Annotated in this window: 17 protein-coding genes; 7 read left to right on the top strand and 10 right to left on the bottom strand. The window is 71.4% G+C overall.

What is annotated here, in order from left to right:
- The first annotated feature begins 22 nt into the window (after positions 1–22).
- Genes HDA45_RS00870 through HDA45_RS00840 form a run of 7 tightly spaced genes read left to right on the top strand, consistent with a single transcriptional unit; the run spans position 23 to position 16,194 of the window.
- On the top strand, positions 23–1,027 hold the full coding sequence (locus tag HDA45_RS00870; protein WP_184891391.1) for an ABC transporter substrate-binding protein: 1,005 nt from the start codon (positions 23–25) through the stop codon (positions 1,025–1,027).
- Positions 1,024–2,007 (top strand): iron chelate uptake ABC transporter family permease subunit, encoded by a 984-nt coding sequence (locus HDA45_RS00865; RefSeq protein ID WP_184891390.1) that lies wholly within the window; start codon positions 1,024–1,026, stop codon positions 2,005–2,007. The genes HDA45_RS00870 and HDA45_RS00865 overlap by 4 nt, the downstream gene beginning before the upstream one ends.
- On the top strand, positions 2,004–3,026 hold the full coding sequence (locus tag HDA45_RS00860; protein ID WP_184891389.1) for an iron chelate uptake ABC transporter family permease subunit: 1,023 nt from the start codon (positions 2,004–2,006) through the stop codon (positions 3,024–3,026). Before HDA45_RS00865 ends, HDA45_RS00860 begins: the two co-directional genes overlap by 4 nt.
- On the top strand, positions 3,023–3,799 hold the full coding sequence (locus HDA45_RS00855; protein WP_184891388.1) for an ABC transporter ATP-binding protein: 777 nt from the start codon (positions 3,023–3,025) through the stop codon (positions 3,797–3,799). The genes HDA45_RS00860 and HDA45_RS00855 overlap by 4 nt, the downstream gene beginning before the upstream one ends.
- Positions 3,793–13,749 (top strand): non-ribosomal peptide synthetase, encoded by a 9,957-nt coding sequence (locus tag HDA45_RS00850; protein WP_184891387.1) that lies wholly within the window; start codon positions 3,793–3,795, stop codon positions 13,747–13,749. Before HDA45_RS00855 ends, HDA45_RS00850 begins: the two co-directional genes overlap by 7 nt.
- Positions 13,746–15,152: a DHA2 family efflux MFS transporter permease subunit gene (locus HDA45_RS00845; RefSeq protein WP_184891386.1), complete on the top strand. Its 1,407-nt coding sequence runs from the start codon at positions 13,746–13,748 to the stop codon at positions 15,150–15,152. Before HDA45_RS00850 ends, HDA45_RS00845 begins: the two co-directional genes overlap by 4 nt.
- Positions 15,145–16,194 (top strand): 3-deoxy-7-phosphoheptulonate synthase, encoded by a 1,050-nt coding sequence (locus tag HDA45_RS00840; protein WP_184891385.1) that lies wholly within the window; start codon positions 15,145–15,147, stop codon positions 16,192–16,194. The genes HDA45_RS00845 and HDA45_RS00840 overlap by 8 nt, the downstream gene beginning before the upstream one ends.
- On the opposite strand, the gene HDA45_RS42980 is transcribed toward HDA45_RS00840, so the two are convergent.
- The 10 genes from HDA45_RS42980 to HDA45_RS00790 form a co-directional block, all read right to left on the bottom strand.
- Positions 16,191–16,622 carry an SRPBCC family protein gene (locus tag HDA45_RS42980; RefSeq protein ID WP_184891384.1) on the bottom strand — a complete coding sequence of 144 codons (432 nt, stop codon included), beginning with the start codon at positions 16,620–16,622 and terminating at the stop codon, positions 16,191–16,193. The two genes, HDA45_RS00840 and HDA45_RS42980, sit on opposite strands and share 4 nt — an antisense overlap.
- Positions 16,623–17,213: 591 nt before the next feature.
- Positions 17,214–17,837, bottom strand: a complete 624-nt coding sequence (locus HDA45_RS00830; protein ID WP_184891383.1) for a hypothetical protein — start codon at positions 17,835–17,837, stop codon at positions 17,214–17,216.
- A gap of 135 nt (positions 17,838–17,972) precedes the next feature.
- Entirely contained in the window at positions 17,973–18,518 is a 546-nt protein-coding gene (locus tag HDA45_RS00825) for a hypothetical protein (RefSeq protein ID WP_184891382.1), read from the bottom strand.
- Positions 18,519–18,621: 103 nt separating this feature from the next.
- Positions 18,622–19,278, bottom strand: coding sequence for a response regulator transcription factor (locus HDA45_RS00820; RefSeq protein WP_184891381.1), 657 nt, complete (start codon positions 19,276–19,278; stop codon positions 18,622–18,624).
- The gene (locus HDA45_RS00815) at positions 19,257–20,327 is read right to left on the bottom strand and encodes a histidine kinase (RefSeq protein ID WP_184891380.1); all 1,071 of its coding nucleotides are present in this window, start codon (positions 20,325–20,327) and stop codon (positions 19,257–19,259) included. Before HDA45_RS00815 ends, HDA45_RS00820 begins: the two co-directional genes overlap by 22 nt.
- The gene (locus tag HDA45_RS00810; RefSeq protein WP_184891379.1) at positions 20,320–21,423 is read right to left on the bottom strand and encodes an ATP-binding protein; all 1,104 of its coding nucleotides are present in this window, start codon (positions 21,421–21,423) and stop codon (positions 20,320–20,322) included. Before HDA45_RS00810 ends, HDA45_RS00815 begins: the two co-directional genes overlap by 8 nt.
- 9 nt (positions 21,424–21,432) lie before the next feature.
- Positions 21,433–22,461 (bottom strand): hypothetical protein, encoded by a 1,029-nt coding sequence (locus tag HDA45_RS00805; RefSeq protein WP_184891378.1) that lies wholly within the window; start codon positions 22,459–22,461, stop codon positions 21,433–21,435.
- Complete coding sequence (locus HDA45_RS00800; RefSeq protein WP_184891377.1) at positions 22,458–23,357, bottom strand: TolB family protein; 900 nt, start codon at positions 23,355–23,357, stop codon at positions 22,458–22,460. Before HDA45_RS00800 ends, HDA45_RS00805 begins: the two co-directional genes overlap by 4 nt.
- Entirely contained in the window at positions 23,354–24,568 is a 1,215-nt protein-coding gene (locus HDA45_RS00795; protein ID WP_184891376.1) for an MFS transporter, read from the bottom strand. The genes HDA45_RS00800 and HDA45_RS00795 overlap by 4 nt, the downstream gene beginning before the upstream one ends.
- Before the next feature lie 16 nt (positions 24,569–24,584).
- A complete protein-coding gene (locus HDA45_RS00790; RefSeq protein WP_184891375.1) occupies positions 24,585–26,717 on the bottom strand; it encodes a metallophosphoesterase in 2,133 nt (710 codons plus the stop codon).
- Positions 26,718–26,799 lie beyond the last annotated feature (82 nt).

Raw genomic sequence — 26,799 nt, 5'->3', positions numbered from 1 at the left:
GATGAACAAACGAGGAAAACCTATGCGCACCACAAGAACCCGCCGCCTCACCGGAGCGCTCGCGCTCGCGTTGACCGTCGCGACCGCGGCCACCGCCTGTGGCTCGGGTGACGACGGCAAGGCAGCCGAAGGCGGCCAGACCCGGGTGTTCGCCGCCGACAACGGCCAGATCACCATCCCGGTCTCGCCGAAGCGGGTCGTCGCCACCGGCTACGCCGTGCCCGCCCTGCTCGAAGCGGGTGCGCCGCTGGTCGGGGTGTCCAGCTGGAAGCGCGGTATCCCGCTTTTCAACGAGCAGGAGCGCAAGAAGTACGACGAGCTGGCGAAGGTCGCGGGCGAGGCGGCTTCGGAGACGAACTACGAGGCGATCGCCCAGGCGGATCCGGACCTCATCGTGATCGGCGTGCCGAAGCCGGTGCTCGCCGACATCGACATCAAGCGGCTCGAAGCGATCGCCCCCGTCGTGGCCATCGGCCCGTCGGTGCCGTCGATGTGGCGTGAGCTGTCCCGCAAGCAGGCCGACGCCGCCGGTGCGGCCGCCGGGTTCGACGCGATCAAGACCGCGTACGACACCAAGGCCAAGGGCCTCACCGACAAGTACAAGTCCGTGCTGCCGCAGCTGAAGCTCGGCCACGTCGGCGCGTACGGCGAGGTCGCCAAGGGCAACTTCCAGCGCGAGTTCAACGGTTCCTGGGGCACCAACATCGCCCAGGACCTCGGCGCCACCTACTACGGCCAGGTCAAGGTCAAGGGCGGCGGCTCCAAGGACGTCAGCGAGTACCCGTCGATCGAAGAGCTCTCGACGGCGTTCGCCGAGGCCGACGCGATCACCTACTCCGTCAGCGCGGACGGTGCCGTGCCGGCGCCGGTCAAGTACGTCCTCGACTCGCCGCTGTGGAAGGAACTCCCCGCGGTGAAGGCGGGCAAGGTCTACCCGTTCCGCTACACCGAGGCCGCCACCTACCGGGCCGCGACGTCCACTTTGGACGCCGTCGACCAGGCGTTCGCGCCGCTGCTCAAGCAGTGACCACCACCGGGCGGTCCGCGCTGCTCGGCGCCGCACTGCTCGGGCTCGTCGTGGTCGCCGTGCTGAGCGTCGGCATCGGCGCGCACGCCATCGCCCCCGGCGAGGTCGTGCGCGCCCTGCTGGGCGAGGGGAATCCCAGTGACCGTGCGGTGGTCCTGGACATCCGCGCGCCGAGGGCGGTGCTCGCGATCGGTGTCGGCGCGGCCCTCGCCGTCGGCGGGGTGCTCGTGCAGGCCCTGTCGCGCAACGCCTTGGCCGAACCCGGTGTGCTCGGCGTGACCGCCGGGGCCGGGTTCGCCATCGCGGTGGGGTCGTCGTTCGGCTTGGCCGCGTCGGCGCCCGCCGAACTGGGCCTCGCGGTGGTGGGCGCTGTCGGTGCGTCGGCGCTGGTGTACGCGGTCGGCAGCAAATCGCCGCTGCGGCTGGTGCTCGCCGGGACCGCGTTGAGCGCCGTGCTGCTGGGCCTCACCCTCGGCCTGCGGCTGCTGTTCCCGGACACCTTCGACGTCTACCGGTTCTGGTCGGTGGGGTCGCTGGCGGGCCGCGAACAGGCGCCGACCACGGTGCCGCTGATCATCATCGGCCTGTCCCTGCTGGGCGCGTTCGCGGTGAGCCGTCAGCTGAACGCGATCGCGCTCGGCGAGACGGTCGCGCACACGCTCGGCGCGAACGTCGCCCGCGTCCGGACGATCACCCTGCTGCTGATCACGCTGATGGCGGGCGCGGCGACGGCGCTGGCCGGGCCGATCCTGTTCGTCGGGCTGATCGTGCCGCATCTGGCCCGGCGGGTGGCCGGTGCGTCGATCCCGTGGCTGATCGCGTTCGCCGCGCTGCTCGGCCCGGTCCTGATGCTGGCCGCGGACGTCGGCTCCCGGGTCCTGCTCCCGACCGGCGAGGTCCCGGTCGCGATCGTGACCGCGTTCCTCGGCGGCCCGGTGCTGATCTGGGCCGTCCGCAAGTACGGGGCGGCGCCGCTGTGAACACTGTGATCTTGCGGCGCGGGCGTTTCTCCGCCCGCATCGAACGCCGCACACTCTGGTTCTTCGTCGCGATGCTCGTGGTCATCGCCGGGCTGACCCTGCTCGGACTCTGTTACGGCGCCGCGTGGGCGAGTCCCGCCCGCGTGTTCGCCGCGCTCACCGGTTCCGGTGGGGGCCCCGGTGTGGTCATCCGGGAATGGCGCCTGCCGCGAGTGCTGGCCGGGCTCGTGTTCGGCGCCGCGCTCGGGCTGGCGGGCGCGATCTTCCAGAGCATCACCCGCAACCCGCTCGGCAGCCCGGACGTGATCGGCCTCGACGCCGGCGCCTACACCGGCGCGCTGTTCGCGATCACCGTGCTGTCGGGGACGTCGACGCAGCTGACGATCGGTTCGGTGCTCGGCGGGGTGATCACCGCGGCCGTCGTGTACGCGCTCTCACTCGGCGGCGGGCTGTCCGGACTGCGGCTGATCGTCATCGGGATCGCGATCAACGCGATGCTGACCGCGTTCAACTCGTGGATCGTGCTGCGCGCGGAACTCGAGATCGCGATCGCGGCCGTCGGCTGGAACGCTGGTTCCCTCAACGGGGTCGGCTGGGACGACGTCGCCATCCCGTTCGGCGTGCTCGCGGTGCTGTTCGTCGTGCTGTTCACCCGGGCGCCGGCGCTGCACCAGGCCGCGCTCGGTGGTGCGCTGGCGGTCACCACCGGCGTCCGCTGGGACCGGCTGCGGCTGGTCCTGGTGCTGATCGGGGTCGGCTGCACGGCCACGGTCACCGCCGTCGCCGGGCCGATCGCGTTCATCGCGCTGGCGGCCCCGCAGATCGGGCGGCGGCTGGCCCGCACGCCCGGTATCGGCCTGCTGCCCGCCGCGCTCACCGGCGCCGTCCTGCTGACCGCCGCCGATCTGGCCGCCCAGATGCTGCTCGCGCCGGAAGCGCTGCCGGTCGGTGTGGTCAGCACCGTGATCGGCGGCGGATACCTGATCTGGCTGCTCACCAAGGAGGTGCGGCGCTCATGAGTGCCCGCTTGACCGCCCGGGATCTGACCCTGAGCTATGGCGACAGGGTCGTGTCGACCCGGCTGAGCCTCGACGTGCCCGATCGCGCGTTCACGGCCGTCGTCGGACCGAACGCCTGCGGCAAGTCCACTCTGCTGCGTGCGTTCGTCCGGCTGCTGCGGCCGTCCGGGGGAGAGGTCCTCCTGGACGGCAAGGACGTCGGTTCCTTCCCCGGCAAGGGTTTGGCGCGGGAGCTCGGCTTCCTGCCGCAGGATCCGGTCGCCCCGGAGGACGTCCGGGTCCGGCAGCTGATCGCACGCGGCCGGTTCCCGCACCAATCGCTGTTCGCGTCGTGGTCCGAAGAGGACGAACGCGCGGTGCTCGACGCGATGACCGCGGCCGGGGTCGCCGGGCTGGCCGACCGGCCGGTCCAGGAACTCTCCGGCGGGCAGCGGCAGCGCGTGTGGGTGGCGCTGGTGCTGGCACAGAAGACGCCATACCTCCTGCTCGACGAACCGACGTCGTTCCTCGACATCGCGCACCAGTACCAGTTGCTGTCGTTGCTGGCGCGCCTGCGCGACGAAGGGCGCACGGTGATCGCCGTCCTGCACGACATCAACCAGGCCTGCCGCTACGCCGACCACCTCGTCGCCTTGCGGGACGGGCGGATCGTGGCCGAAGGCGCTCCCGCCGACATCGTCGACGCGGAGCTGATGAAGGAGGTCTTCGATCTCCCCAGCGTCGTCGTGCCCGACCCGGTGACCGGAACCCCGATGGTGGTGCCCTCATGTTGAGTCTCACCGGAGCCCAGCTGGGCATCTGGACCGCACAGCGACTGGAACCCGACTCGCCGTACTACGTCGTCGGTGACGTGGTGGAGGTCCGGGGTGAGCGGCCGATCGACGTCGCCGTGCTGGCCGAGGCGATCCGGGCGACCGTCGAGGAGGCCGACAGCCTGCGGCTGCGGGTCTTCGAGACACCGGACGGCCCTCGTCAGCTGGTGTCCGCGGAACCGGTGCCGTCGCCGGAAGTGGTGGACCTGCGGGGCGCGGCCGATCCGGAGGCCGCGGCGCACGAGCGCGTGGAGGCCGAACGCCGCCGGGTCGCCGAGGCTTGCCGCGGCATGCTGGACCGGCCCCTGTTCGCCCACCTCGTGCTGCGGCTTTCGGAGTCGGAGGTGTGGTTCACCCAGCTCGGGCACCACCTCGTTTTCGACGGCTACACCGCCGCGATGCTCGCGCGCCGCACCGCGGCCCGCTACACCGCTTTCCTCCAGGGCAAGGACGTGCCGCCTTCGACGTTCGCCCGATTCGCCGATCTGGTCGAGGCCGATCGCGAATACCGTGCCGGTGACCGGTTCCAGCGGGATCGGGAGTACTGGCGGGAGCGGTTCACGCCGCTGCCGGACCTCGACGACGGCGGCGGCGCGTCCGGTCCGCCCGAGCACACCGTGACCGCGCGGTCGATCCTGCCCGCTTCGGACGTGGCACGCCTGCGCGAACTGGGCAAACTCGCCGGGACGACCTGGGGTGACGCGCTGATCGCGTGCTACGCCGCTTTCCTGCACCGCGTGCTCGGCTGGGGCGATGTCGTGTTCGCCCTGCCGTTGATGTGCCGTGAAGGAGCGGCGCTGCGGACTCCGGCGATGGCGGTCAACGTGCTGCCGCTGCGGGTCACGGTACGTCCGGAAGACTCGGGCGCCGAACTGACCGCGCGGGTGTCGGTCGCGCTGAAGGAGATGCGCGCGCACCAGCGCTACCGGGGCGAGGACCTGCCGCAGGATCTCGCGGTGCCCGGCGCCGGCGCGCTGCTGCACGGCCGGGGCATCAACCTCAAGGCGTTCGACCTCAAGCTCGATTTCGCGGGCGCGCACGGCACCATGCGCAACGTCGCGGGCGGGCCGCCCGAGGACATGGGCCTGTCCGTGCTCCCGACCTCGGACGGCGGACTGCTGCTCGGCTTCGAGGTCGACGCGCGGACCCACGACCAGGCCGCCGTCGACGCCAAGCTGACCGCGCTGCGGTGCCTGATCACCGCGATGACCGAACCGGACGGTCCGGCCGTCGGCGGCGCCGATCTGGTCCCGGCGGGGGAGCGGGACACCCTGCTCGACGCGTGGTCCACTCCCGCACCGGACGCCGAACTCCTTGGCGTACCGGAGCTTCTCGACGCACTTGAGCCCGGGCGGACGGCCTTGGTCTTCGGTGACGAACGGCTGACGGCCGGGGAACTCGTCACCCGGGTGCACCGGCTCGCTCGGGCACTGCGGGCCCGCGGTGTCGGGCCCGATGACGTCGTCGCGCTGGCTTTGCCGCGATCGGCGGATCTCGTCGTCGCCTTGCTGGCGGTGCTCGACGCCGGGGCGGCGTTCCTGCCGCTGGATCTCGCGCATCCGGTCGAACGGTTGCGGGAACTCGCCGCCGAAGCCGGTGCCGTCCTCACCGTGGCCACCGACCCGGAGATCGTGCCCGGACCACACCTCCTGCTCGACGAAACCGATCTGTCCACACTGGACGGATCGCCGCTGGGGATTTCGCGTCACCCGGAACATCTCGCGTACGTCATCTTCACTTCCGGCTCGACCGGCCGTCCCAAGGGCGTGCTCGGCCGGGTCGGGGGACTGGCGACGTTGCTGCGTCATCACCGCGCGACCACGGTCGCCGAGACCGAACGCGCCGCGGGCAGGCCGCTCCGGGTGGCGCACACGTACTCGTTCGCCTTCGATTCCGCGCTCGATCAGCTCATGTGGCTGCTGTTCGGGCACGAACTGCACGTCTACGGGACGGATGTCGCCCGTGACGCCGACGAACTGCTGGCCGCGTTCGCCCGCGACCGGATCGACGTCGTCGACACCACGCCGTCGATGGCCGCGCCGCTGGTCGACGCCGGACTGCTCGACCGCCCGAACCCGCCCGCGCTGCTCGTCCTCGGCGGCGAGGCGACCCCGCCCGCGTTGTGGCGTCGCGTCGCGGAGTCCGGTGTCCGCGCCCGCAACATGTACGGCCCCACCGAGGCCACTGTGGACGGTGCCGGATCCTGGCTGGACGACGGGGAACCGACCATCGGGACAGCGGTACCGGGCACGGCGGTGCGAGTGCTCGACGCCGCGCTGCGTCCGGCGCCCGCGGGCACCCCGGGCGAGCTGTACCTCGCCGGACCACATCTGGCGCGCGGGTACCTGGGGCGTCCGGACGCGACCGCCGAGCGGTTCGTCGCCGATCCCTACGGTGCGCCGGGCGATCGCATGTACCGCACGGGAGACCTCGCTCGCTGGGTGCCGGGCCGCGGGCTGGAGTACCTGGGCCGCCGCGACGGTCAGGTGAAGGTGCGCGGCCACCGCGTCGAACTCGGCGAGGTCGAGGCCGCGCTGGCCACCGTCCCCGGTGTGCGCGCGGCGGCCGCCGCGGTGCGCGGACCGAGGCTCGTCGGATACGTCGTCGGCGACGTCGTCCCGGACGACGTCCGTGCCGAACTTGCCGGGCGGGTCCCGGAGCATCTCGTGCCGGCCGCCGTGGTCGTGCTCGACTCGCTTCCGTTGACCTCCAACGGGAAGATCGACAGGGCGGCGTTGCCCGCCCCGCGAGCGGCGGCGGGCCGGACCGCGGCCACCGAACGCGAGCGGCTGCTGTGCGCGACCATCGCCGAGGTCATCGGCGTCGAAGAAGTCGCCGTCGACGACGACTTCTTCGCACTGGGCGGCGACAGCATCACCGCGATCAGCGTCAGCAGCAGGCTGCGCGCGCACGGTCTCGACCTGCGGCCCCGCGATCTGCTCGCCCGGCGCAGTTTCGAGGCGCTGGCGGCGGCGAGCGCGGAGATCGCCGGACCGGCGGAGCCGCCGGACGAGCCCGTCGGTGAGGTACCCGCCCCGCCGATCGTCCGCGCCCTGCTCGACTCGCATCCTGACGTCAGGACGGTCGACGGTTACACGCAATGGACCGCGATCCGGCTCGACGAGGACCTTCCGCCGTACCTGCTGATCGAGGGCGTGCAAACGCTCCTGGACCATCACGACGCCCTGCGCCTGCATTCAGAGGACGAATTGCGGGTTCGCGAGCGGGGAGCCGTGAAGGCGTCCGACGTGGTCATCGAAGCCACCGGCGATCCGGCGGAGGTCGCGGCGGAACTCGCGGCTTCGCTCGATCTCCGGACCGGAGTGCTCCGGGTCGCGCTGCTGCCCGGCCATCTCGTCATCGTGATCCATCACCTGGCGATCGACGGCGTTTCGTGGCGAATCCTCCTGCCGGACCTGCGCGCCGCTTGCGCGGGCGAGAGGCTCGAACCGGTGGGGACGTCGTGGCGGCGGCACGCGCAACTCCTTGCCGAGCAGGGGACTTCGGGTGCCCGGCGCGGCGAACTCGACCACTGGCGGGGAGCGCTCGACGGCCCGCGCCTCGGTCACCGTCCGCTCGACAGGGCGGCCGACACGGTCGCGACCGCGCGGCGCTCGGTCACCCTCGCCTCACCGGAGCAGACCGAGGCGGTGCTCACCGGTCTGCCCGCGGCCTACCGCGCCGGACCGGACGACGTCCTGCTCGCCGCGCTCGTCCTCGCTCTCCGGTCGTGGCGGGAGACCCCGGTCCCGGCCGAAACCGTATCCCTCGAAGGGCACGGCCGGGACCAGGACGGCCTGGACCTGTCGCGCACCGTCGGCTGGTTCACCGCCGAGCATCCGCTGCGCGTGCCCGCCACGGCGGTGGCCACGGCCGCGGACTTCGACAGCGCGCTCGAGGGCGGCGACGCGGCCGGAAAGCTGCTGCGGGCCGCCAAAGAGGCCAAACGCGCCGTGCCGGACAGCGGTTCTGGCTTCGGGGTCCTGCGCTACCTCGACCCGCTCACCCGGGACGAGCTCGCCGCCGTCCCGCCGCCGGACGTCGTGCTGAACTACCTCGGCCGGTTCGCGGCGCTGCCCGGCACCGGCTGGAAGCTGCCGGAGGAAGACCCGTTCGCGGTCACCGAACCGGATGCCAAATCGCTGGAACAACTACTGGCGCTGAACTGCTTCGTCCGTGAGGACGGCAGTCCCCGGCTCGCCGTCGAATGGACCGCGGCCAGTGCGGTCCTGTCCGCGGAAAGCGTCGAGGCGCTTCAAGAAGCGTGGGCGCGAGCGCTCGAAGCGCTGGCCGCGCACGCGGCCCGGATCGGACCGGACGGTGGCGGGCTCACGCCGTCGGACCTGCCGCTGGTCGGCCTCGGCCAGTCCGACATCGACGAGCTCGAACGCCGGGGCCGGATCGAGGACGTCCTGCCCGCGACGCCGTTGCAGACCGGGCTTTCGTTCCACACCCTGGCTCGCGGCGACGAAGACACCGACGTCTACGTGGTGCAGGCCGTCACCCTGCTCAGCGGCGCGCTCGACGTCGACCGCATGCGGGAAGCCGCGGCGGAAGTGCTGCGGCGGCATCCCGCGTTGCGAGTCCACCTGCACACCACCGACGCGGGCGAAGTCGTCCAGGTGGTACCCGCGGCGGTGTCGCTGGACTGGCGGCACTCGAACGCGGCGCGCGAGGAGGTCGCGGCCGAGTGCCGTGCCGAACTGGCCCGACCGTTCGATCCGGCGGCCCCGCCGCTGATCCGGTTCCTGCTGCTGACCCTCGGCGCGGACGAGCACCGCCTGGTGCTCACCAACCATCACGCGCTGCTCGACGGCTGGTCGATGCCGCTGGTCGGCCGCACCCTGTTGGCCACCTACGCCGAACTCGACGGCGGCCCGGCGGCCCCGGTCGCCCCGCCGCTTTCGGAGTACCACCGGGTGCTCGGCGAACGCGACCCGGACGCGGGGCTGCAGGCATGGCGCGAGGCTCTGGCCGGACTCGACGAGGGCACCCGGCTCGCTCCCGCCAGTGTCGAGTCCACCGTGGAGCGTCCGGAGCGGGTCACCGTGGAACTGGGCGGGGAGTTCAGCGAACGGCTGCGCGCCTTCGCCCGCGAACGCGGGATCACGCCGACGACGGTGTTCCAGACCGCGTGGGGAGTGCTGCTCGCCAGGCTGACCGGCCGCCGGGACGTCGTGTTCGGCTGCCCGGTCTCCGGCCGTCCGGCCGACGTCCCCGGTGTCGAGCGGATGGTCGGGCAACTCGGCGGCACGATTCCGGTGCGGGTGCGGTTCGATCCCGCCGACACCGCGGTCACCGTGCTGGAACGCGTGCACACCGAAAGCGTCCGGCTCACCGACCACCACCACACCGGGCTGCCGGACATCCAGCGCGCGGCCGGCGTCGGCGACCTGTTCGACACGATGCTGGTGATGGAGAACTTCCCGCTCTCCAGCCGCGCCCGCACCACCCTGGCACCCGGCCTCGACCTCGTCGGGGTCGACATCACCGACGCCACGCACTATCCGCTCACGGTGATCGTGCTGCCCGGCGACGAGTTCACCGTCGGCCTCGGTTACCAGCCCCAGGCCTTCACACGCGACGAGGCCGAGTCCTACGGGCGCTGGCTGCGTGCCGTGCTGCACGAGATCGTCACCGACCCGGCGCGGCCGGTCGCCCGGCTGCGGGCACTCGACGCCGACGAGGAACGCGCGATGCTGCGCCTCGGGGAGGGCCCGGAACCGAAGCGGGAACGCGGCGGCGCCTTGGCGGAATTCGCCCGCTGGGTGCGGGAGACCCCGGACGCCGAGGCCGTCGTCTGCCGGAACCGGAGCCTGACCTACGCCGAACTGGACCGGCAAGCCAACCGGCTCGCGCACAGCCTGATCGAAGCCGGGGTGAAACCGCAGGATCCGGTCGCGGTCCTGCTGCGCCGCGACGTCGACCTGGTGGTCGCGCTGTTCGGCGTGTTCAAGGCCGGAGCCGTCCACGTGCCGATGGACCCGGACTACCCGGCCGATCGGCTCGCCTACATGCTCGGTGACATCGAACCCGCCGCCGCCGTGTCCACTTCGGACGTCGACGGGCTCCCGGTGATCGACCCGGGACATCTGTCCCTTGTGGACACCGATCCGTCGATTCGGCTCAGCGACGACGCCCTCGCCTACGTCATCTACACCTCAGGCACCACCGGCAAGCCCAAGGGGGTCGCAGTTCCGCATCGTGGCGTCCCGAGCCTGATCGCGTTGCAGGAGGACATCGTCGGGATCGGGACCGCCGAGCGGTACCTGCACTTCGCCTCGACCAGTTTCGACGTCGCGTTCTGGCAGTTCATGCTGCCGCTGCTGTCCGGTGGCACGTCGGTCATCGCGCCGGAGGAGGTGCGTGTCTCCGGCGACGATCTGCTCGCCTACGCCGCCGAACACCGCGTCACCGGGCTCAACCTGCTCCCGTCGTTCCTGTCCGCGATGCCCGACGACGCGACCGTCGATCCGGACGTGTTCTTCGTCGTCGGCGCCGAACGGCTCGATCCGGAACTGGCCCGGCGCTGGGGGAACCGGCGGGCGCTGTTCAACGCCTACGGCCCGACCGAGGTCACCATCAACTCGGTCACCTGGCATTACGACCCGGCCGACCCCGGACCGCTGCCGATCGGCCGCCCGGATCCGGAGGTCCGCGCGTACGTCCTCGACGGGGGTCTGCTCCCGGTAGGGACGAACGTCACCGGCGAGCTCTACCTCGCCGGGCCGAAGCTCGCCCAGGGCTACGTGGGCCGGGCGGCGCTGACGGCCGAACGGTTCGTGGCCGATCCGTTCGGCCCGCCGGGCGAGCGCATGTACCGCACCGGTGACCTGGTCCGATGGCGGCCGGACGGGCAGATCGTGTTCCTCGGCCGCGCCGACCACCAGGTCAAGCTGCGTGGATTCCGGATCGAGCTCGGCGAGATCGAGACAGCGCTGACAGCGCACGACGACGTGCGTGCCTCCGCGGTGATCGTCCGCGAGGACCGGCTGGTCGCGTACGTCGTCCCTGTGGACGGCGCCGAACCCGAACCGGCCGCGCTGCGCGAGTACCTCGCCGCGGACCTGCCCGCGTACATGGTGCCCACCGCGTTCGTGCCACTGGACCGGTTGCCGCTCGGTCCGAGCGGCAAACTCGACCGGACCGCCTTGCCCGCGCCGGAGGCCCGGTCCGCGCAAGGCCGGGAACCCGCCACGCCGGCGGAGGCCGTCCTGCTGCGGGTGGTCCGGGACCTGCTCGGTCCCGGGGTCGGCCTGGACGACGGCTTCCTGGAGGCCGGCGGGGACAGCATCGCGTCGCTGCGGGTGGTCTCCCGCGCTCGTCGCGAGGGGCTGCACCTGACCGCGCGAGACGTGCTCGAAGGCGGCACCGTCGCCGGGATCGCGGCGCGCTGCGGCGAACCCGCGCGGGCGGAGGAAGCGCCCGCGGTCGGCGACGCACCACTCACGCCGATCATGCGCGATCTGCTGCTGCGCGCGGAAAAGGCGGCCGACGGGTTCTGCCAGTGGGTCGAGATCTGCGTGCCGGGGGCAAGCGACCTGGCGCGGTGGCGATCGGTGCTCGACGCCGTCCTCGCCCGCCATGACGTCCTGCGCGCGCACCTTGTCGAGGACGCGCTGCGCGTCCCCGACGTCGGCGCCGTGACCGCCCACTCGGTACTCACCACCGTCCAGGCGTCCGGCGATCCACGCGCGGTTCTGGACGCGCAGGTCGAGCGGATCGTCGCGCGGATGGACCCGCGCACGGGGCCGTTGCTCCGCGCGGTGCTGGTGGACGCGGGCGAAGAACGGCCGGGGCGGCTGTTGCTGGTGGCGCATCACCTGGTCGCCGACGCGGTGACCTGGCGAGTGCTGCTCGACGACGTCGAACAGGCCTTTTACGGCAACGCCCTGCACCGGCGCGGGCAGTCGTTCCTGGGCTGGGCGCGGTCACTGCGGTCCGCGGCACCGCATCGAGAGGACGAATCGCGGTATTGGCAAGGGATCTCCGCCGCGCCGGAGACCAGGCTCGGCCGCACCGGACTCGATCCGGCTCGCGACACCGTGGCCACCGCGCGCCACCACCGGCTCGACATCGGCGCGGACACCACCCACGCCGTGCTCACCGCGTTGCCCGCGGCCTACCGCACCGGTCCGGACACCGTGCTGCTGACCGCGCTGGCCCGCGCTGTCGGGGCCTGGCGCGGGACGCGGGCGGATCTGCTCGTCGCCGTCGAGAGCCACGGGCGGCCGGGGCACACGCCGGACTTCGCGGGCACCGTCGACCTGGCGCAGACCGCGGGCTGGTTCACCGCCGTGCATCCGGCGCGGATCGCGCCGCCCGCAGGATCGCTTCCGACGGCGCTGCGCGTGGTCCGTGACCACTTGCGTGCGGCGGGCGACGGCCTCGGCCACGGAATCCTCGGCGTCGAAGGGCCTCGGCCCGAGGTCGCCTGGAACTATCTCGGCCGGTTCCCCTCGGCCCCGGTCGAGGAAACCCCGTGGCAGCGCCCACCGGACGCCGATCCGCTCGGTTCGGGCGGCGGTGCGGACCTGCCGCTGCCGTACGCGCTGACGGTGAACGCGATGGTGCCCGACGGCGGCACGCTCGGCGTCCGCTTCACCTGGCCGTCCGCGCTGTTCGGCGACGACGAGATCGCCGTGCTGGGCGAACACTTCCGCCGCGAGCTGGACGAACTCGCCGCCGACCTGCCGGGGCCGGGCGAGGTGCTGCCGCTGACGCCGTTGCAGGAGGTCATCCTGCGCGAATCCCGGGCGGCGGACGAGGATCCGTATCCGGTCCAGGCGGCGTTCGCGTTGTCCGGCGACCTCGATGTCGACGCGTTGCGGGCGGCGGCGTCCGCGCTGGTGCGACGGCAGCCGAACCTCGGCGCCGTGTTCCCGACCTCGCACGAGGTCCAGGTGATCCCCGCGGCGCCGGAGGCCGGGTTCCGCGTCCGCGACGTGTCCGAAGTGGACACTGCGCTGGACGAGGAGCTCGCGGAGCCGTTCGACCTGGCGAACGGGCCGCTGTGGCGGGTCGCGGTGCTGCGACAAGGGCCAGAGCGTCAGACGCTCGTCCTGACCAGTCACCATCTGCTGTCCGACGGCTGGTCGGCGCCCCGCATCCTGGGCGAGTTGTTCGCCCTGTACGCGGGAAAGCCGTTGCCGGAGCCGGTTCCGCCGTCCCGATACACCCGCCTGCTCGCCGCGGCCGACCACTCGGCCGACGTCCGGGCCTGGCGGGCGGAACTCGACGGGCTTCCCGAAGGCGATCACCTGCCGAGAACCGGAGGCGCGGCCGAGCCCGCGCTGTTCACTGTGGACAGTGCGCTGGTCACGGAGCTCACCCGGTCGGGCGCGTCACGCGGGCTCACGGTCAACATGCTGCTGCAGGGCGCTTGGGCGGCCGTGCTCGCGGCTCACGCGGGGCGTCCGGACGTCAGCTTCGGGGTGATGACCTCGAACCGGACGTCCGATGTGGACGGTGTCGAGGAGATCATCGGCCTGCTGGCGAACAGTGTCCCGGTCCGCGCCAGGTTCACCGGGACGGTGGCCGAAGCACTCGCGGACTTGCAGGCACGGCAGCAGGCGATGGCCGGGCACCACCGGATCGGCCTGCCCGAACTCGCGTCGCTCGCCGGCCGCGAGCGGTTGTTCGACAGCTTGCTCGTCTTCGAGAACTATCCGGTGGATCCGGCGAAGCTGCGTGAACCGGCGCCTGGCCTGACCGTCACCGGCACCCGGTTCCGTGAACGGACCCACCATCCGGTGAGTGTCACCGTCGTTCCCGGCCAGGACGGCTGGGAAGGTGTCCTGTACGCGCGGGACGCCGATGCCCGGTCGCTGGCCGGCGATCTGGTCCGGTTCCTCGAGGAGTTGCCGTCCTGGCTGGACGGCGACGCGGCCGGATTCGTGGGTGAGCGATGACCGCGCGCCCTGTCGACGCCGCGCTGTGGCGTACGGCGGCCGTGCTGGTGCTCGGCACCTTCATGGCGACCTTGGACAGCACGATCGTCTCTGTCGGCGTCGACACGCTCGCCGAGGAGTTCGGCGCGCCGGTCACCGGCGTCCAGTGGGTGACGACGGCCTATCTGCTGGCCGTGGTCACCGCGGTGCCTGCGTCCGGCTGGCTGGCCGACCGCTTCGGCGGCCGTCGCGTATGGCTCACCGCCGTCGTCGTGTTCCTGCTGGCGTCCCTGCTGTGCGCGCTGGCACCGACCTTGCCCGCGCTCATCGCCTTCCGGGTTCTCCAAGGACTCGCGGGCGGACTGCTGCCGCCGACCGGTCAGGCGCTGCTGGCACGCGCCGCCGGCCCGGACCGGATCGGCCGCGTGATCAGCGTCGTCGGCCTCGTCCCGCTGTTGTCACCCGTGCTCGGCCCGCTGGCGAGCGGCACGATCCTCGCGGTCGCCGACTGGCCGTGGCTGTTCTACGTCAACCTCCCGGTCGGCGTGGTGGCCATCCTGCTGGCACGGCGCTGGGTTCCGGCAGGCGAACCGGGCGGCCGGGGCGATCGGTTCGATTTCCGGGGCGCGCTGCTGCTTTCACCGGGTCTCGCGGTGCTGGTGTTCGGGCTCACCTGGTTCGAGCGGGGGAGCCCGGCGCTCGCCGGGATCGCCGTCGCGGCGGGCGTCGTGATGCTCGCGGCGTTCGTACGACACGGCCTGCGGGCCGAAGCGCCACTGCTCGATCCGAGGCTGTTCACCAAACCGCCGTTCGGGGTCGCCGCGCTGGCGCTGGTCCTCCTCGGCGCCTCGGTGTTCGGCACGATGTTCCTGCTCCCGCTCTACCTCCAACGCGGTGCCGGACTGTCCACATGGGACACCGGTCTGCTGCTGGTGCCCCAGGGCATCGGCGCGGCGGCCGGGTCGGTGCTGGTGAACCGGCTCGTCGACCGGATCTCGCCACGCACCCTGGTACTGAGCGGGATCGGGCTGGTCGCCCTCGGCACCGCACCCTTCACCCAGCTCGGCCCCGGACTCCCGGACTGGGTGATCGTGATTTCCTTGCTGCTGCGAGGTTTCGGCGCGGCGCTGATCGGCGCGCCGGTGATGACGATCGTCTACCGCCGGGTCGAACCCGCCCGGCTGCCCCGCGCGGCCGGGGCACTGAACCTGCTCAACACGCTCGGCGGCTCGATCGGCACCGCGGTGCTGGCCGTGGTGCTGCAGGCCCGGCTGGCCGCGCGCGGTCCGGACGTCGCCGCGGCCTTCGCGGACGCTTTCTGGTGCGTTCTCGGCCTCGCCGTCGTGGCGGTCGCCGGTGCGACGCGGCTGCCCCGGGCCGGGGTGGCCGCCCCCGACAAGAAGAGAGGTCACGCGGATGCCTGACCAGGACACCCTGCCCAGCCCGGCCGAGGTGGCCGTGAACGGGACCGTGCCGGACGAAGTGGCCCGGCACCGCGAAACCGTCGCGGACGTCCTCGCCCGTCGCGACTCGCGGCTGCTCGTCGTCGTGGGCCCGTGTTCGGTGCACGACGCCGACGGCGCGCTCGAATACGCGCACCGGCTCGCCGACGCGGCCCGGAACTTCGCCGACGACCTCGTCGTGGTCCTGCGCGCCTACCTCGAAAAACCGCGGACGATCGCGGGGTGGACCGGCCTGGTGCCCGACCCCACCTTGGACGGCAAGGGCGATCTCGCGTCCGGAGTGCGGATCGGACGGCGATTCCTCATCGACGCCGCCGCGACCGGGCTGCCGCTCGCGTACGAGTTCGTCGACCCGTTCTTGGCGCCCTACTTCGCCGACACGATCAGCTGGGGCGCGATCGGCGCGCGGACCGTCGCCAGCCAGCCGCACCGGCATCTGGCGTCGTGGTTGCCGATGCCTGTGGGCATGAAGAACTGCGTCTCCGGGCGACTGGACACGGCCGTCGCCGCGGTGCGGGCGGCCGGGCTGCCGCACGTGTTCCCCGGCGCCGCGGCGGACGGGCACCCGAGGATCCTGCGCAGCACCGGGAATCCGGACGCCCACATCGTCCTGCGCGGCGGCTCGAAACCGAACTACCACGCCCACGCGGTCGCCGACGCCCTCGACTCGCTGACCGCCGCCGGCCTGCCGCACCGTCTCGTCGTCGACGCCTCGCACGGCAACAGCGGCAAGGACCACAACCGCCAGCCCGTGGTCGTCGCGGATCTGGCGGACCAGATTTCGGCGGGCAACGACGCGCTGGCCGGAGTGATGATCGAGTCCTACCTCTCCGACGGCAGGCAGGACGTCGGGTCGGCGCCGCCCCGGCCCGACCTGAGCATCACGGATGCTTGTCTCGGCTGGGAACGGACGGTGCCGCTGCTGGAGTCGCTGGCCTGCGCGAACGCGGTGCGGCGGCTCAGCAACCCGCGGCGGCGGCGACTGGAGTCGCCGCGCGTCTAGAGCGCTTCCAGTGTCGCCTTCATGGTCGGCACCAGCTCATCGCCCATCTTCTCGAACTGCCGCTTCAGGAAGGGGTCCGCGAGTTTCGCCAGTCCGTGGAACTCGATGGTGGCGTGGTAGCTGACGGTCGTCGTGCCGTCTTCTTCGGTCACCGTCAGATCGTCGGTGGAGGTGGCGGTCTTGTTGTCGCCGACGAACACGATCCGTCCCGGCTCCAGCCGGTCGAGGCGGTAGGTCAATTCGGTCTTCTTGCCGCGGAACTCGGACACGTTGTGCCACCGCGACCCGACGGCGATCGGGCCGGTGTCCGCCCGGGTGCAGGACACGGTGCCCGGATCCCACGCCTCGGCGTGCGCGAAGTCCCGCAGATAGTCGACGACGGTCTGGGCGGGGGTTCGGACGGTGATCGTCCGGTGCACGTGGACCACGGGACAACGGTACGCAGCAGTACCCGGTCCCGCAGCACGGTCAGGGCATGTGTCGGCTTCGGGTGTCGCGAAAGCCACTTTCGGGACCCTCGATTTGCTTGCCCACTGGCGTGGCCGGTGGTCGAGCGTGAAGGATTTGGGACGTTGAACGTCCCCAATCTTCCCCACTCGGGTTGCCTGCCACCGGTCCGCGACTGGATGGACCCGCGCAACCACCGTCCTCGCGCAGGTCAGACGAAGGTAGTGAAGGCCTCCTTAACGGGCTTGTGTTTGCTGACCTGCTGGTGTGTGGGTTCGGGTGTGGAGGTTTCAGGACGTTGAACGTCCGGAATGTTCCTCGCTCGGTCGTCGGCCACGAGGTCGTGACCGACACTGCCTCGATCAACCAGGTGACTCGCGCGACGGTGGAGGATTTGGGACGTTGAACGTCCCAAATCCTCCACCGTCGATCCCCGAACAGATCGAGCCGCCAGCTACGCGCAGGTCAGACGTAGGTAAACAAATGAAGGCCTCCTTCGGGACGTCAGATGTCCTGAAAGTGGCTTTCGCGACATCGGGGATGGCGGTGAGGCGCCACCCGACCCGAGGGCCTTACTTCTTCCAGATGACCGGGTCGTCCTTGTAGCCGTCACTGTCGGTGTAGGTCGCGCCGCCGACCTCGCCGCCGTCGCGCACGGCTTGGAGCTCGCAGGTCTCGTAGGTCGCGCCGGCGGCCTTGAAGTCCTTCTTCGCCGTTTCGGACTGGCACTGCGGGGTTTCGCCGGTGATGATCACGCCGGTGCTCTTGTTGTTCGGGCCCACCGCGCGCAGCCGCACCGTGCTGTAGGTGAGGTCCGTGCCGCCGACGTTCTCCACCGACATCCGGATGTACACCGGCGTCATGCCCTTGGCCTTCTCGCCATAGGCGGCGAGGTCTTCCTTCGCGCCCAGTTCGATCGACTTGACGGTGATCGCGATGGTGCCGGTCTTGTCCGTGCCGTACTTGAACGGGACGACGGCGCGGTCGCCCACCTTCAGTTCGCTGCCGGGCGCGGTGGCGTCCGCGTTCGAGACCGGGACGGTGCCGCTGGTCGCGGGCGAGGAAGCGGGAGCCGACGTCGGCGCGGGCGAAGGGGCGGGGGCCGCGCTGCCCGATTCCTCTTTGCCGCCGCACGCGGAAAGCAGCAGCACGGCGGCGCAGCCGGTGGCGAACAGGGCGATGCGGTGGGACTTCATGGATCTCCTCGGACTTCTCGCCGAATCTGCTCCGGCGTGCTCGCCACGCACCGTAATCGACACGGGAGTAGGGCGGTGTGGGCCGTTCGCACCACAAACGATCACGAATCGATTGCGCTGATCAGCCCAGCGGTGTCACTTCTTCCAGATGATCGGGTCGTCCTTGTAGCCGTCGCCGTCGCTGAAAGTCACGCCGCCGATCTCGTTGCCGTCCTTGACGCCTTGGGTGTCGCACGTCTCGAAGGTCGCACCCTTCGTGGTGAAGTTCTCCTCCGCCGATTCGCCTTTGCAGGCCGGGGTGCCGCCGGCCATGATCACCTTGGTGCCCTTGCCGTCGGCGCCCACCGCGCGCAGGGACACGTCGGCGCCGGAGAGGTCTGTGCCGCCGACGTTCTCGATCACCATCCGGACGTACACCGGAAGGGTGCCTTCGCCCTTGTCCTTGAACTTGGCGAGGTCCTCCTTCGGCCCGATGTCGATCGACTTGACGGTGATCGCGATGGTGCCGGACTTCTCGGCGTAGGAGAACGGGACGACGGCGCGCTCGCCGACCTTCAGTTCGCTGCCGGGCGCCATGGTGCCGTCGGCCTTGACGGTCTTCCCGCCCTCCTCGCCACACGCGGAAAGCAGCAGCGCGGCGGCGCAGCCGATGGCGGACAGGGCGGTACGGCCGGACTTCATGGATCTCCTCGGAAACTCCCCGCCGGATCGGCTCCGGCGTGCTCGCCACGCACCGTAATCGCCGAGGGGATGCGACGGTGTGGCTCGTTCGCACCACAAGTGATCACAAATCGCTCACGCCGATCAGTCCATCTTGGATCGCCCGTGCGACCAGGGCGGCCTTGGTCGGCGCCTCCCTGCCGATCTGGGCGTATTTGACCCGGATCCGCTCGAGATGCGAGTTGACCGTGTTCGGCGAGATCCCCAGCCGGTGCGCGACGAAGTCCTTCGACTCGGACTGGAACCACTCGATGAGCACTTCGGTTTCCCGCGCGGAGAGGGCCGGACGCCGCTCCGAGCGGTCACCGGCCAGCGCGCCCGCCAGTGACGGCGGCGTGTACGACCGGTCGGCCGCCGCCGCGCGCACGGCTTCGAGGAGATGGTCCGCGCCCTCGGCCTTGGTGAGATAGCTGAGCGCGCCGAGTTCGAGGCAGTGCAGGACGGTCTCGTCGTCGGCCCGCATCGAGTAGACGACCACGCGCCGTCCCGCCTCGGTGAGCCTGCGCAGATCGCCCATCGCCGGGGTGGTGCTGTTCAGGTGCAGGTCGAGGATGACGACGTCGGCCCGCGCGCCCTCGCCGATCCAGGCGGCCCGCACGTCCTCACCCTCGGCCACGACGGTGACCGGCGGGGTCCCCGAGGACAGCCAGTGCACGACCCCGGCCCGTACGGCCGGATGATCGTCGACGACCACCGCGGTCAGTTCTGTCGCGAACGCCATTTCGCCTCCATCCACGATCGTTCTCCCAGTGCGTGCCATTCGACGTCGACGGCGTCCGATCCGTTCGACCGTGTGCCCGGTTCACCGTCCGTGATCGCCGCGACCCGGATCTCGTCGCCGGTGCGGAGCACGCTGACCCGCGCTTGGGACCGCGCGGCGACCAGCGCGGTCATCAGCGGGCCGGTCAGTTCGCGCCGGACGTCCGTCGGCACGGGCGCCGGTTCGCCGCTCACCGCCAGCGTCACCGTCAAACCCCGCCGCTCGGCGAGATCGACGCACGCCGACACCTCGTGCACCAGCGGGTCGGGGACTTCGTCGTTCTCCGCGAACAGCCGCCGAAGCTGCGTGGCCGCGAGCGCGCACCGCTGCCGGACAGCTTCGTCACGCGGGTCCAAGGTGCGGTCGGCCAGCCCGGCGAGCAGCGGCAGCGTGGCGCCGAGCTGACCGGCGAACCGGCTCCGCTGGTCGGCTTCCCGCTGCTCGGCGAGCGCCTTGCGATGGGCCAGCCGGTCCCGTTCGGCCGAGGCCTCCGCGGCTTCGCCCGCCCGCCGGTTGACGATCCGGACCAGCGCCAGCGTCGCGGCCTGGAAGGTGATCACGCTGAGCCCGACGATCACCACCCCGCCGATCTCGAACCGGTCGGTGGGCGCGGACGCCACGAGCCGGACGAGGGTGAGCGCGAGTTGCGCGCCCAGGGCGGCGACGGCGGCCACGGGACGGTCCAGCAGCAGGACCAGCAGATGCCACCCGGCCAATCCGAAGACCCAGTGCCGGTCGCCGAACAGCTCGCCGGGCGGCACCGCCCACGTCGCGACCGCCGAGGCGGTCAGCACCATGACGGCCGCCATCCCGGCCACGGGCCACGGGACAGCCCTGCCGCGCAGCACCCAGAACGCCGCGACCACCAGGACCGCACCCAGCGCCGCGAAGGCGTACGCGCTCGCGGCTCCGGTCACCACGGGCAGGCTGAGGCCGATCTGGATCACCGCGGTCACGATCAGCAGCGCGATCCGGCAGCCGCCGAGGACCCGGTCCGCCGTCTCACCCATCGGGCCACACCAGTTCCACCGTGGTCCCCGCCCCGGGCGCGGAGGTCACCTCGGCCCGGCCGCCCGCCGCGGCCATGCGCTCGACGAGCGAATCCCGCACGCCTCGTCGTTGAGCCGGGGTCCGTGCCGGATCGAAACCGCGGCCCTCGTCCCGGACTGTCACGCGCACACCGGGTTCGACCGTCAGCAGGGCTTCGCCGACGCCCGCGTGCCTGTCGACGTTCACCAGCGCCTCGCGCACGGCCCGGACCAGTGCGAGCGCGGCCGACGCCGGCATCGGCGGGACGGGCGACCAGCGCGTCTCGACCTTCACCGGGCTGTGCGCGAGCACGCCGCGCAACGAGCTCTCGAGGTCGACCTCGCCACCTCGCCCGGATTCGCCGGTGAGGATCGCGAGATCCCGGCGGGCGTACTCGGCGACCTCGGCCGGGCCCGCCGTTTCCCCGCGCTGGGCCACGGTGAGAAACGTGGCCGCCGCCGTGTCGTGCAGGACGGCCAGATACTCCCGCTCCTGACGACGTCGTTCCACGGCGAGGGATTCCTCTCGCGCCAGCCGGGCACGGCGCTCGCGAAGATGGTCGATCCGCCGCGTCGTGCGCGAAAGCAGGAGGAAGGCACCCCTGGCGAGCGCGGCTTCGATCACCACTCGAAGTACCACCGAGAGACCGTCTTCGAACTCGAGCGGAACCACCTCGATCGCCAGCAGGCCGAGGATGGCGGGCACGGTGATCTTCGGCGGCCATTCCCATTGCAGGGTGATCGCGGTGACGGTGAGGACGTTGAGCGCCCACTGGTTCAGCTCGCCCGCTTCGGGCGCCGTCAGGAACTGGGTGCCGCAGATCGCCGCGGCGCGCACCAGCGTCAGCGCGAACGCCACCGGCCTGCCCCGGCCGGTCTTGCCCGCCAGATGCTCGGCCACGGCGGTGACGAGCGCCAGGGCGAGCAGACCGAAGCCGAGCGGAAGTGCGGCCGACGGTGTCGCGAGTACACCAAAAACGCTGATCACCAGCAGCCCGGCGCCCCGGGCCGGTCCGGCGAACCGGCCGACCACCGTCAAGAACTCCGCTTCGACGGAGGGCTCACGATCGGACGGCACGGGCAGCAGTCAAGCAGACCCCTTCAGGGTCCGCAGGTCCAGGACCCGCCAGGTCAGCGCCTCGTTCCCGCCCTCGGACCACCACACGAACGGCCCTCGCGCCAGTACCGTGCCGAACTCCGTCGCCAGGTCGGCCATCCGGCCGCTGACGGTGTCGTAGAGGACGAGCGCGCCACGGTCGTCGTCGACCACCACCGCGTACCGGTCGAGCACGACGACGTCGCCGAACGCGGGCCGGATTCCCTTCCCGCCGACCCGCCTCCGTTCGGAACCGTCGGGCCTCATCAGGTCGAACCGCGCCGTCCCGCTCTGGCGCAGTACCTGGACCCGGCACCAGGACGGCGTGCAGTCGACCAGTTCGACGCTTTGCCCGTCGACCTTCGTGCTCCGGCCGTCGCGGACGTCCACGAGTTCCGACGGACCGGCCTGCTCGATCGCCGCCGACGTCGCGAACGGCCACGCTGTCAGCGCGAAGTCGCCGGACAGCGGCGTGACGGTCACCGGGCCGCCGGACAACGCCACCGTCCGCACTTCGGTGGCGTCGCCCCGCACGGCCATCCAGCTGACCTGGCCGTCGTGCACGACGAGGTCGTATTGGGACTCCAGGAGCACGACCCGCCCGACGTCGGAGGTGACGCGGACCGGATTTTCGCCGAGCGGTCCGGCCCGCCACAGGGAACCCGCCCTGGTGACGTCGGACAGTTCCAGCCACACCAGCGCGTCCGGGGCCTGCGAGAGCACGAACCGGGGCGAGCCCGACGGCGGTACTTCACGGACTACGCGATCTCCCAGCGTCAGCCGGATCGAGTCGTTCGCCCGCGTGATCCCGGCGGAGACACCGGAATCGAGATACGCCAGCGGTGTGTAGGGCGCCCCGGTGACGGCCTCCGTGCCGATCCGCGCGTCCGGCCAGACGTCGGTGAGCGACGGGATGGCGGCGGCCTTGGATTCGGGCTTTGGCCCCGGCAACACCACGACCGCGATGGCCGCCAGTGTCACCAGGACCAGGCCGAGCGGGGTGCAGTCGCGCGGGATCACCGCACGACCGCGGGGGAGGAGGCGGCGGGGCGGACGAGGACGGGCGCGCCGGTCCCGTCGGCGGGCACCGAGTAGATCGCCTTGTCGCGGCCGTACGCGACGGTCCGGTCGTCCAGCCACTGCGGCTGGTCGTCCAGATGCGCGGGGTCGGCGAGCGGGACGTCGCGGTCGTCGGCGAGGGAGAGCACGTGCAGCCGCCAGCGGTCGCCTTCCCGGAACTTGTAGGCGATCCGGGTGCCGTTCGGCGAGAGCGACGGGCATTCGACGTTGCGCCGCAGCGCGGTCAGCGTGCGGCCGCGGAGATCACCCCGCACCAGCCAGGTCCCGCCCGCCGATCTGGCGGTGGCGTAGAACGTCAGGTCGTCCCGGGCGAACGTCACTCCCCAATAGTTCAGATCCTTGGCCGGGTAGGGCTTCCCGTCCACGGTGAGCGCGAAATCCTCCAGGGAGCCGAAATGATTCCCGGTGTCCAGATCGAAGATCCCGGCGGTGGTCGAGAACGTGCCGACGCCGCCGAGATACGAGTCGCCGGTGCGGAACACCGTCCAGCCCACCAGCCGTCCGGACGGCGAGACCCGGACCCGCGACGGCATTCCCCATTCGGAGATCAGCCGCGGTTCGGCTCCCGGTTTCGTGACGACGAGCTCGGCTTGGTCGGGCACGGCCGTCGCGCGCAGGCACGCCAGCGTCCCCGCGGCGACGTCCACCCGCTGACAGGACGGTCCGACGCGGTCGTCTTGGCGGACCCGGCCCGACTCGTCCACGGACAGCAACCCGCCGCGGGCGAGGTCGAGTCGCTGCTCCTCCACCGCGTCGCCCGTGCGCAGGCCGACGAAGACCGCCCCGGCCACCACCGTGACCACGACGGCGGCGATTCCCAGCCAAGTCCGTCTCATTTCACCCTCGTTCCGGCCAGCACCGACACCAGCAGCACGACGGCGAAGATCGCGAACGCCGGTCGCAACGCCGTCGCGGCCGCGAGCGCGCCGAACAGCACCGCCCCGGCAGCCCTGGCCAATGACTGTCCTGTTTGGACAAGCGCGAGACCGGTGGCCCGCAACGACTCCGGCACCAGCGGTGACGCGTGTGCCATCAAGACACCGTCCGTGCACGCGTAGAACGCACCGTGTGCCGCCAGGACGACCGCCGCGACGAGCCAACCACTCGCCGAAGCGGCCAGGACGACGTACGCGGCGAGCAGCACGACGTGGCCCGCGAGGAACACCTTCCACCGTCCGGCGCGGTCGGCGAGCCGTCCGATCGGCGACGCCAGCGCCATGAACACCAGCGCTGTCGCCAGCGGCAGCAACGGGAGCGCCCCGGGCGGCAGCCCGGCGGACCGCTGCACGCCGACGAAGAGGAACATGTCGCCGATCGTGCAGACGCCGAGCGACGCGGCGGCCAGGCAGGTTCCGCGCAGGCCGGGTTGCCGCAGCAGGGCGAAACCCTCCCGCAGCCGCACCCGCGATCGCCCGACCGTCCCGGCGGGGGCGCGGACGAACACCGCCAGCACGATCACCGCGATCACGGCGAGGCAGAAGCTCACCCCGAACACCGCCGGGTAGTCGCCGACGAGCAGGGTCAGCAGGCCGAAAGCGATGATCGGCCCGAGCAGCGCGCCGGCGGTGTCCATCGCGCGATGGACACCGAACGCGCGGCCGAGACCGTCGGCGGGGGTGGCGAGCGTGATCATCGCGTCCCGCGGCGCGGTGCGGATGCCCTTGCCGGCGCGATCGGCGCCGATGACGAGGCCGATCGCACCCAGCGAGGATCCCGCGGCGGGGAACGCGAGTTTGGTCGCCGCCGAGAGGCCGTAGCCCACCAGGGCCACGGCCTTCGGACGGCCGAGGCGGTCGGCGAAGTAGCCGCCCGCCAGTCGCAGCAACGCCGTGGCGCCCGTGTAGAGACCGTCGATCGCGCCCAGTTGCAGGTAGCCCACGCCAAGGCCATAGACGAGATACAGGGGGAGCACGGCGGTGACCATCTCGGCGGACATGTCCGTGATCAGGCTGACCACACCCAGGCCGACCACGGTGGCGGGTACGGCGTGCTTCGCGCGTCCGGCGGGCGGGGCGGGGTCGGTGGAACGGATACTGGAGACGTACATGTCCGGCCTTCCTGCGTTACGCGGTGACGCGGAGGTCGTCGACAGCCGATTCCCACAGCGACGCGGTACTCGCGTCCGCCGCTTCGACCAGCAGGCGGACACTCCGCCCGGCGTACGACGCCAGATCGGCGGTCGCGGTCTGCCAGGCGCCCGCGACCTCGGCCGCGGAGCCGAGTTTCTCGAAGACCGTCGTCGGCGTGGTGCCGTCGAGCACGCGGATCCGCAGGTAGTCGGCCGACGTCGCGTTGTCGCCGTGCGCGAAGGTGTAGGAGAAGCTCAGCTTCCCGCCCGCGGGCACGGTGAACTGCGGCGACGTCATCGACGAGGCGCCGCCGTCGAGATCGTTGGCGCCGTACTCGGAACCGGCCAGCCGCCCGGTGACCAGGCAGTTCGCGCCGCTGGTCGTGTCTCCGCGCTGCTTGATCTGGTTGCTGTAGGTCGAGGTGGTCTGCTCGGGATCTCCGCGCTCCCATCTACCCGACGTGGCGGTGTCCGAACCGTCCGCGTTGACCTGCCAGCCCTTGTCGGTCTCGAAGTCGTCGGAGAACGCCTCACCGCCGCCCGAGCCGACGCTGACGGACACGTTCGCGGTGTGGCTGACCGAACCGGAGGATCCGGTGACCGTGGCTGTCGCCGAACCCGTGGCCGCGTCCGAGGCGGTCAAGGTCAGCGTCGCCGTCGCGGTGCCGTTGGCGGGCGGGGTGACCGACGACGGCGAGATCGTCCCGGTCACCCCCGAGGGCAGGCCCGACACCGAAAGCGCGGTCGCCGCGGTGAAACCGCCGGTGCTGCCGACGTTCACCGTCACCGACGCGGTGCCGCCCGGTTTCACCGACACCGACGACGGGCTGGCGCCGACGGAGAAGGCGGGGGAGGAGACCCCCTTCTTGCACTTGCCGGTCGTCGAATCGGTGAAGGTGCGGCCGGACACCGGCACGAACTCGCTGCGGTAGTCGGTCGCGGTGAGCGTCAGCTTGCCCACGCCGAAGGTGTTGGTGTTGCCCGCTTCCTGTTCGGCGGCCGAGGACTGGTCGAAGTTGTAGTACCCGCGGCCGCCGGTGCCGATCAGCAGCTGGCGGACGCCGTTGACGTCGTCACGCTTCCCATCGGGCCGCGACGGCGCGTACCGCTGGTAGTTGTGGTCGTGGCCGACGACGACCAGATCCGCCTTCGCGTCGTAGAGCGTCTGGAAGAACGGCGTCACCGACGAGTCGTCGCCGTGGGTGCCGCGGCTGAACCGCGGGTGGTGGAAGAACGCGGCCGTGCACGGTTTGGTGCTCGCGGCCAGGTCGTTCTTCAACCAGGTCACCTGCGTCGAACCCGCGTTGTGGGTGATGTTGGAGTTGAGCGCGACGAAATGCCAGTCGCCGACGTCGAAGCTGTAGTAGCCCTTGCCGCGTTCGCCCGCCCGTGCGCCGAAGTAGTCGAAGTAGCCCGATGCGCCGGAGGTCTTGTACTCGTGGTTGCCCGGCGTCGGATAGGTGATCGACTTGAACTGGCCGTAGTTCGGGTCGTACTTGTTCTTGTAGTCGGACAGCGTGCCCGAGTCGTAGGCGTTGTCCCCGGCCAAGATCAGCGCCTGCGGATTCATGTTCTTCACCAGCGGGGCTGTCTGGTTGCACGAAGACCCGCAGACATCGCCGACGGCGGCGACGGTCGTGGCCGCCGCGGCGAGCGGCCGGTCACCCGCCTGATAGGAGTCGATCGCGAACCGGCTGGCGGGGTCGGACAGCGCCGTCGAGACCCGCACGCAGTCGCCCTCGAAGGCGCGGGTGTGGAACGCCCGGCCCGGCCAGTTCCGCGCGGTGAGCGTGAACGAGCCGGCACTGCTGCCGGTGAGTGTCACCGAATCGTTGCCGCGCAACGAAAGTTCCGTGAACCGGACGCGGAGCCACTGTGCGCCGGGAGCGCAGACCGAGCGGGTGGAGGCGGCCTGTGTGGACGCGCCGCCGGACACCGAGGCGGGCCCGCCGGTGACACCGTCCTCGGTCAATTGCGGAACCTGATCGGCCACTTCGGGTACGGCGGGTGGCGCGGCGCCGACCGCCGATGGTTGTGCGGCGACCAGGAAGGCCCCGGCCGCGAGTGCCGAGGTCGCGACGGCCAGTGTCCGGCGGCGCCATCGTCGTTGTCGTGTCGCTGAGTGCATGAGAATCCTCTTCCGGCTATGCAGGGGAACGAGCAATTCGGGAATGGGCAAGGAATTCCAGGATTCTCCCGACCCTAATCGC

This window comes from Amycolatopsis umgeniensis (assembly GCF_014205155.1).
GTDB classification, from domain to species: domain Bacteria; phylum Actinomycetota; class Actinomycetes; order Mycobacteriales; family Pseudonocardiaceae; genus Amycolatopsis; species Amycolatopsis umgeniensis.
The sequence above is the reverse complement of the archived record's forward strand: the minus strand, read 5'-3'. Positions and strand labels throughout refer to the sequence as shown.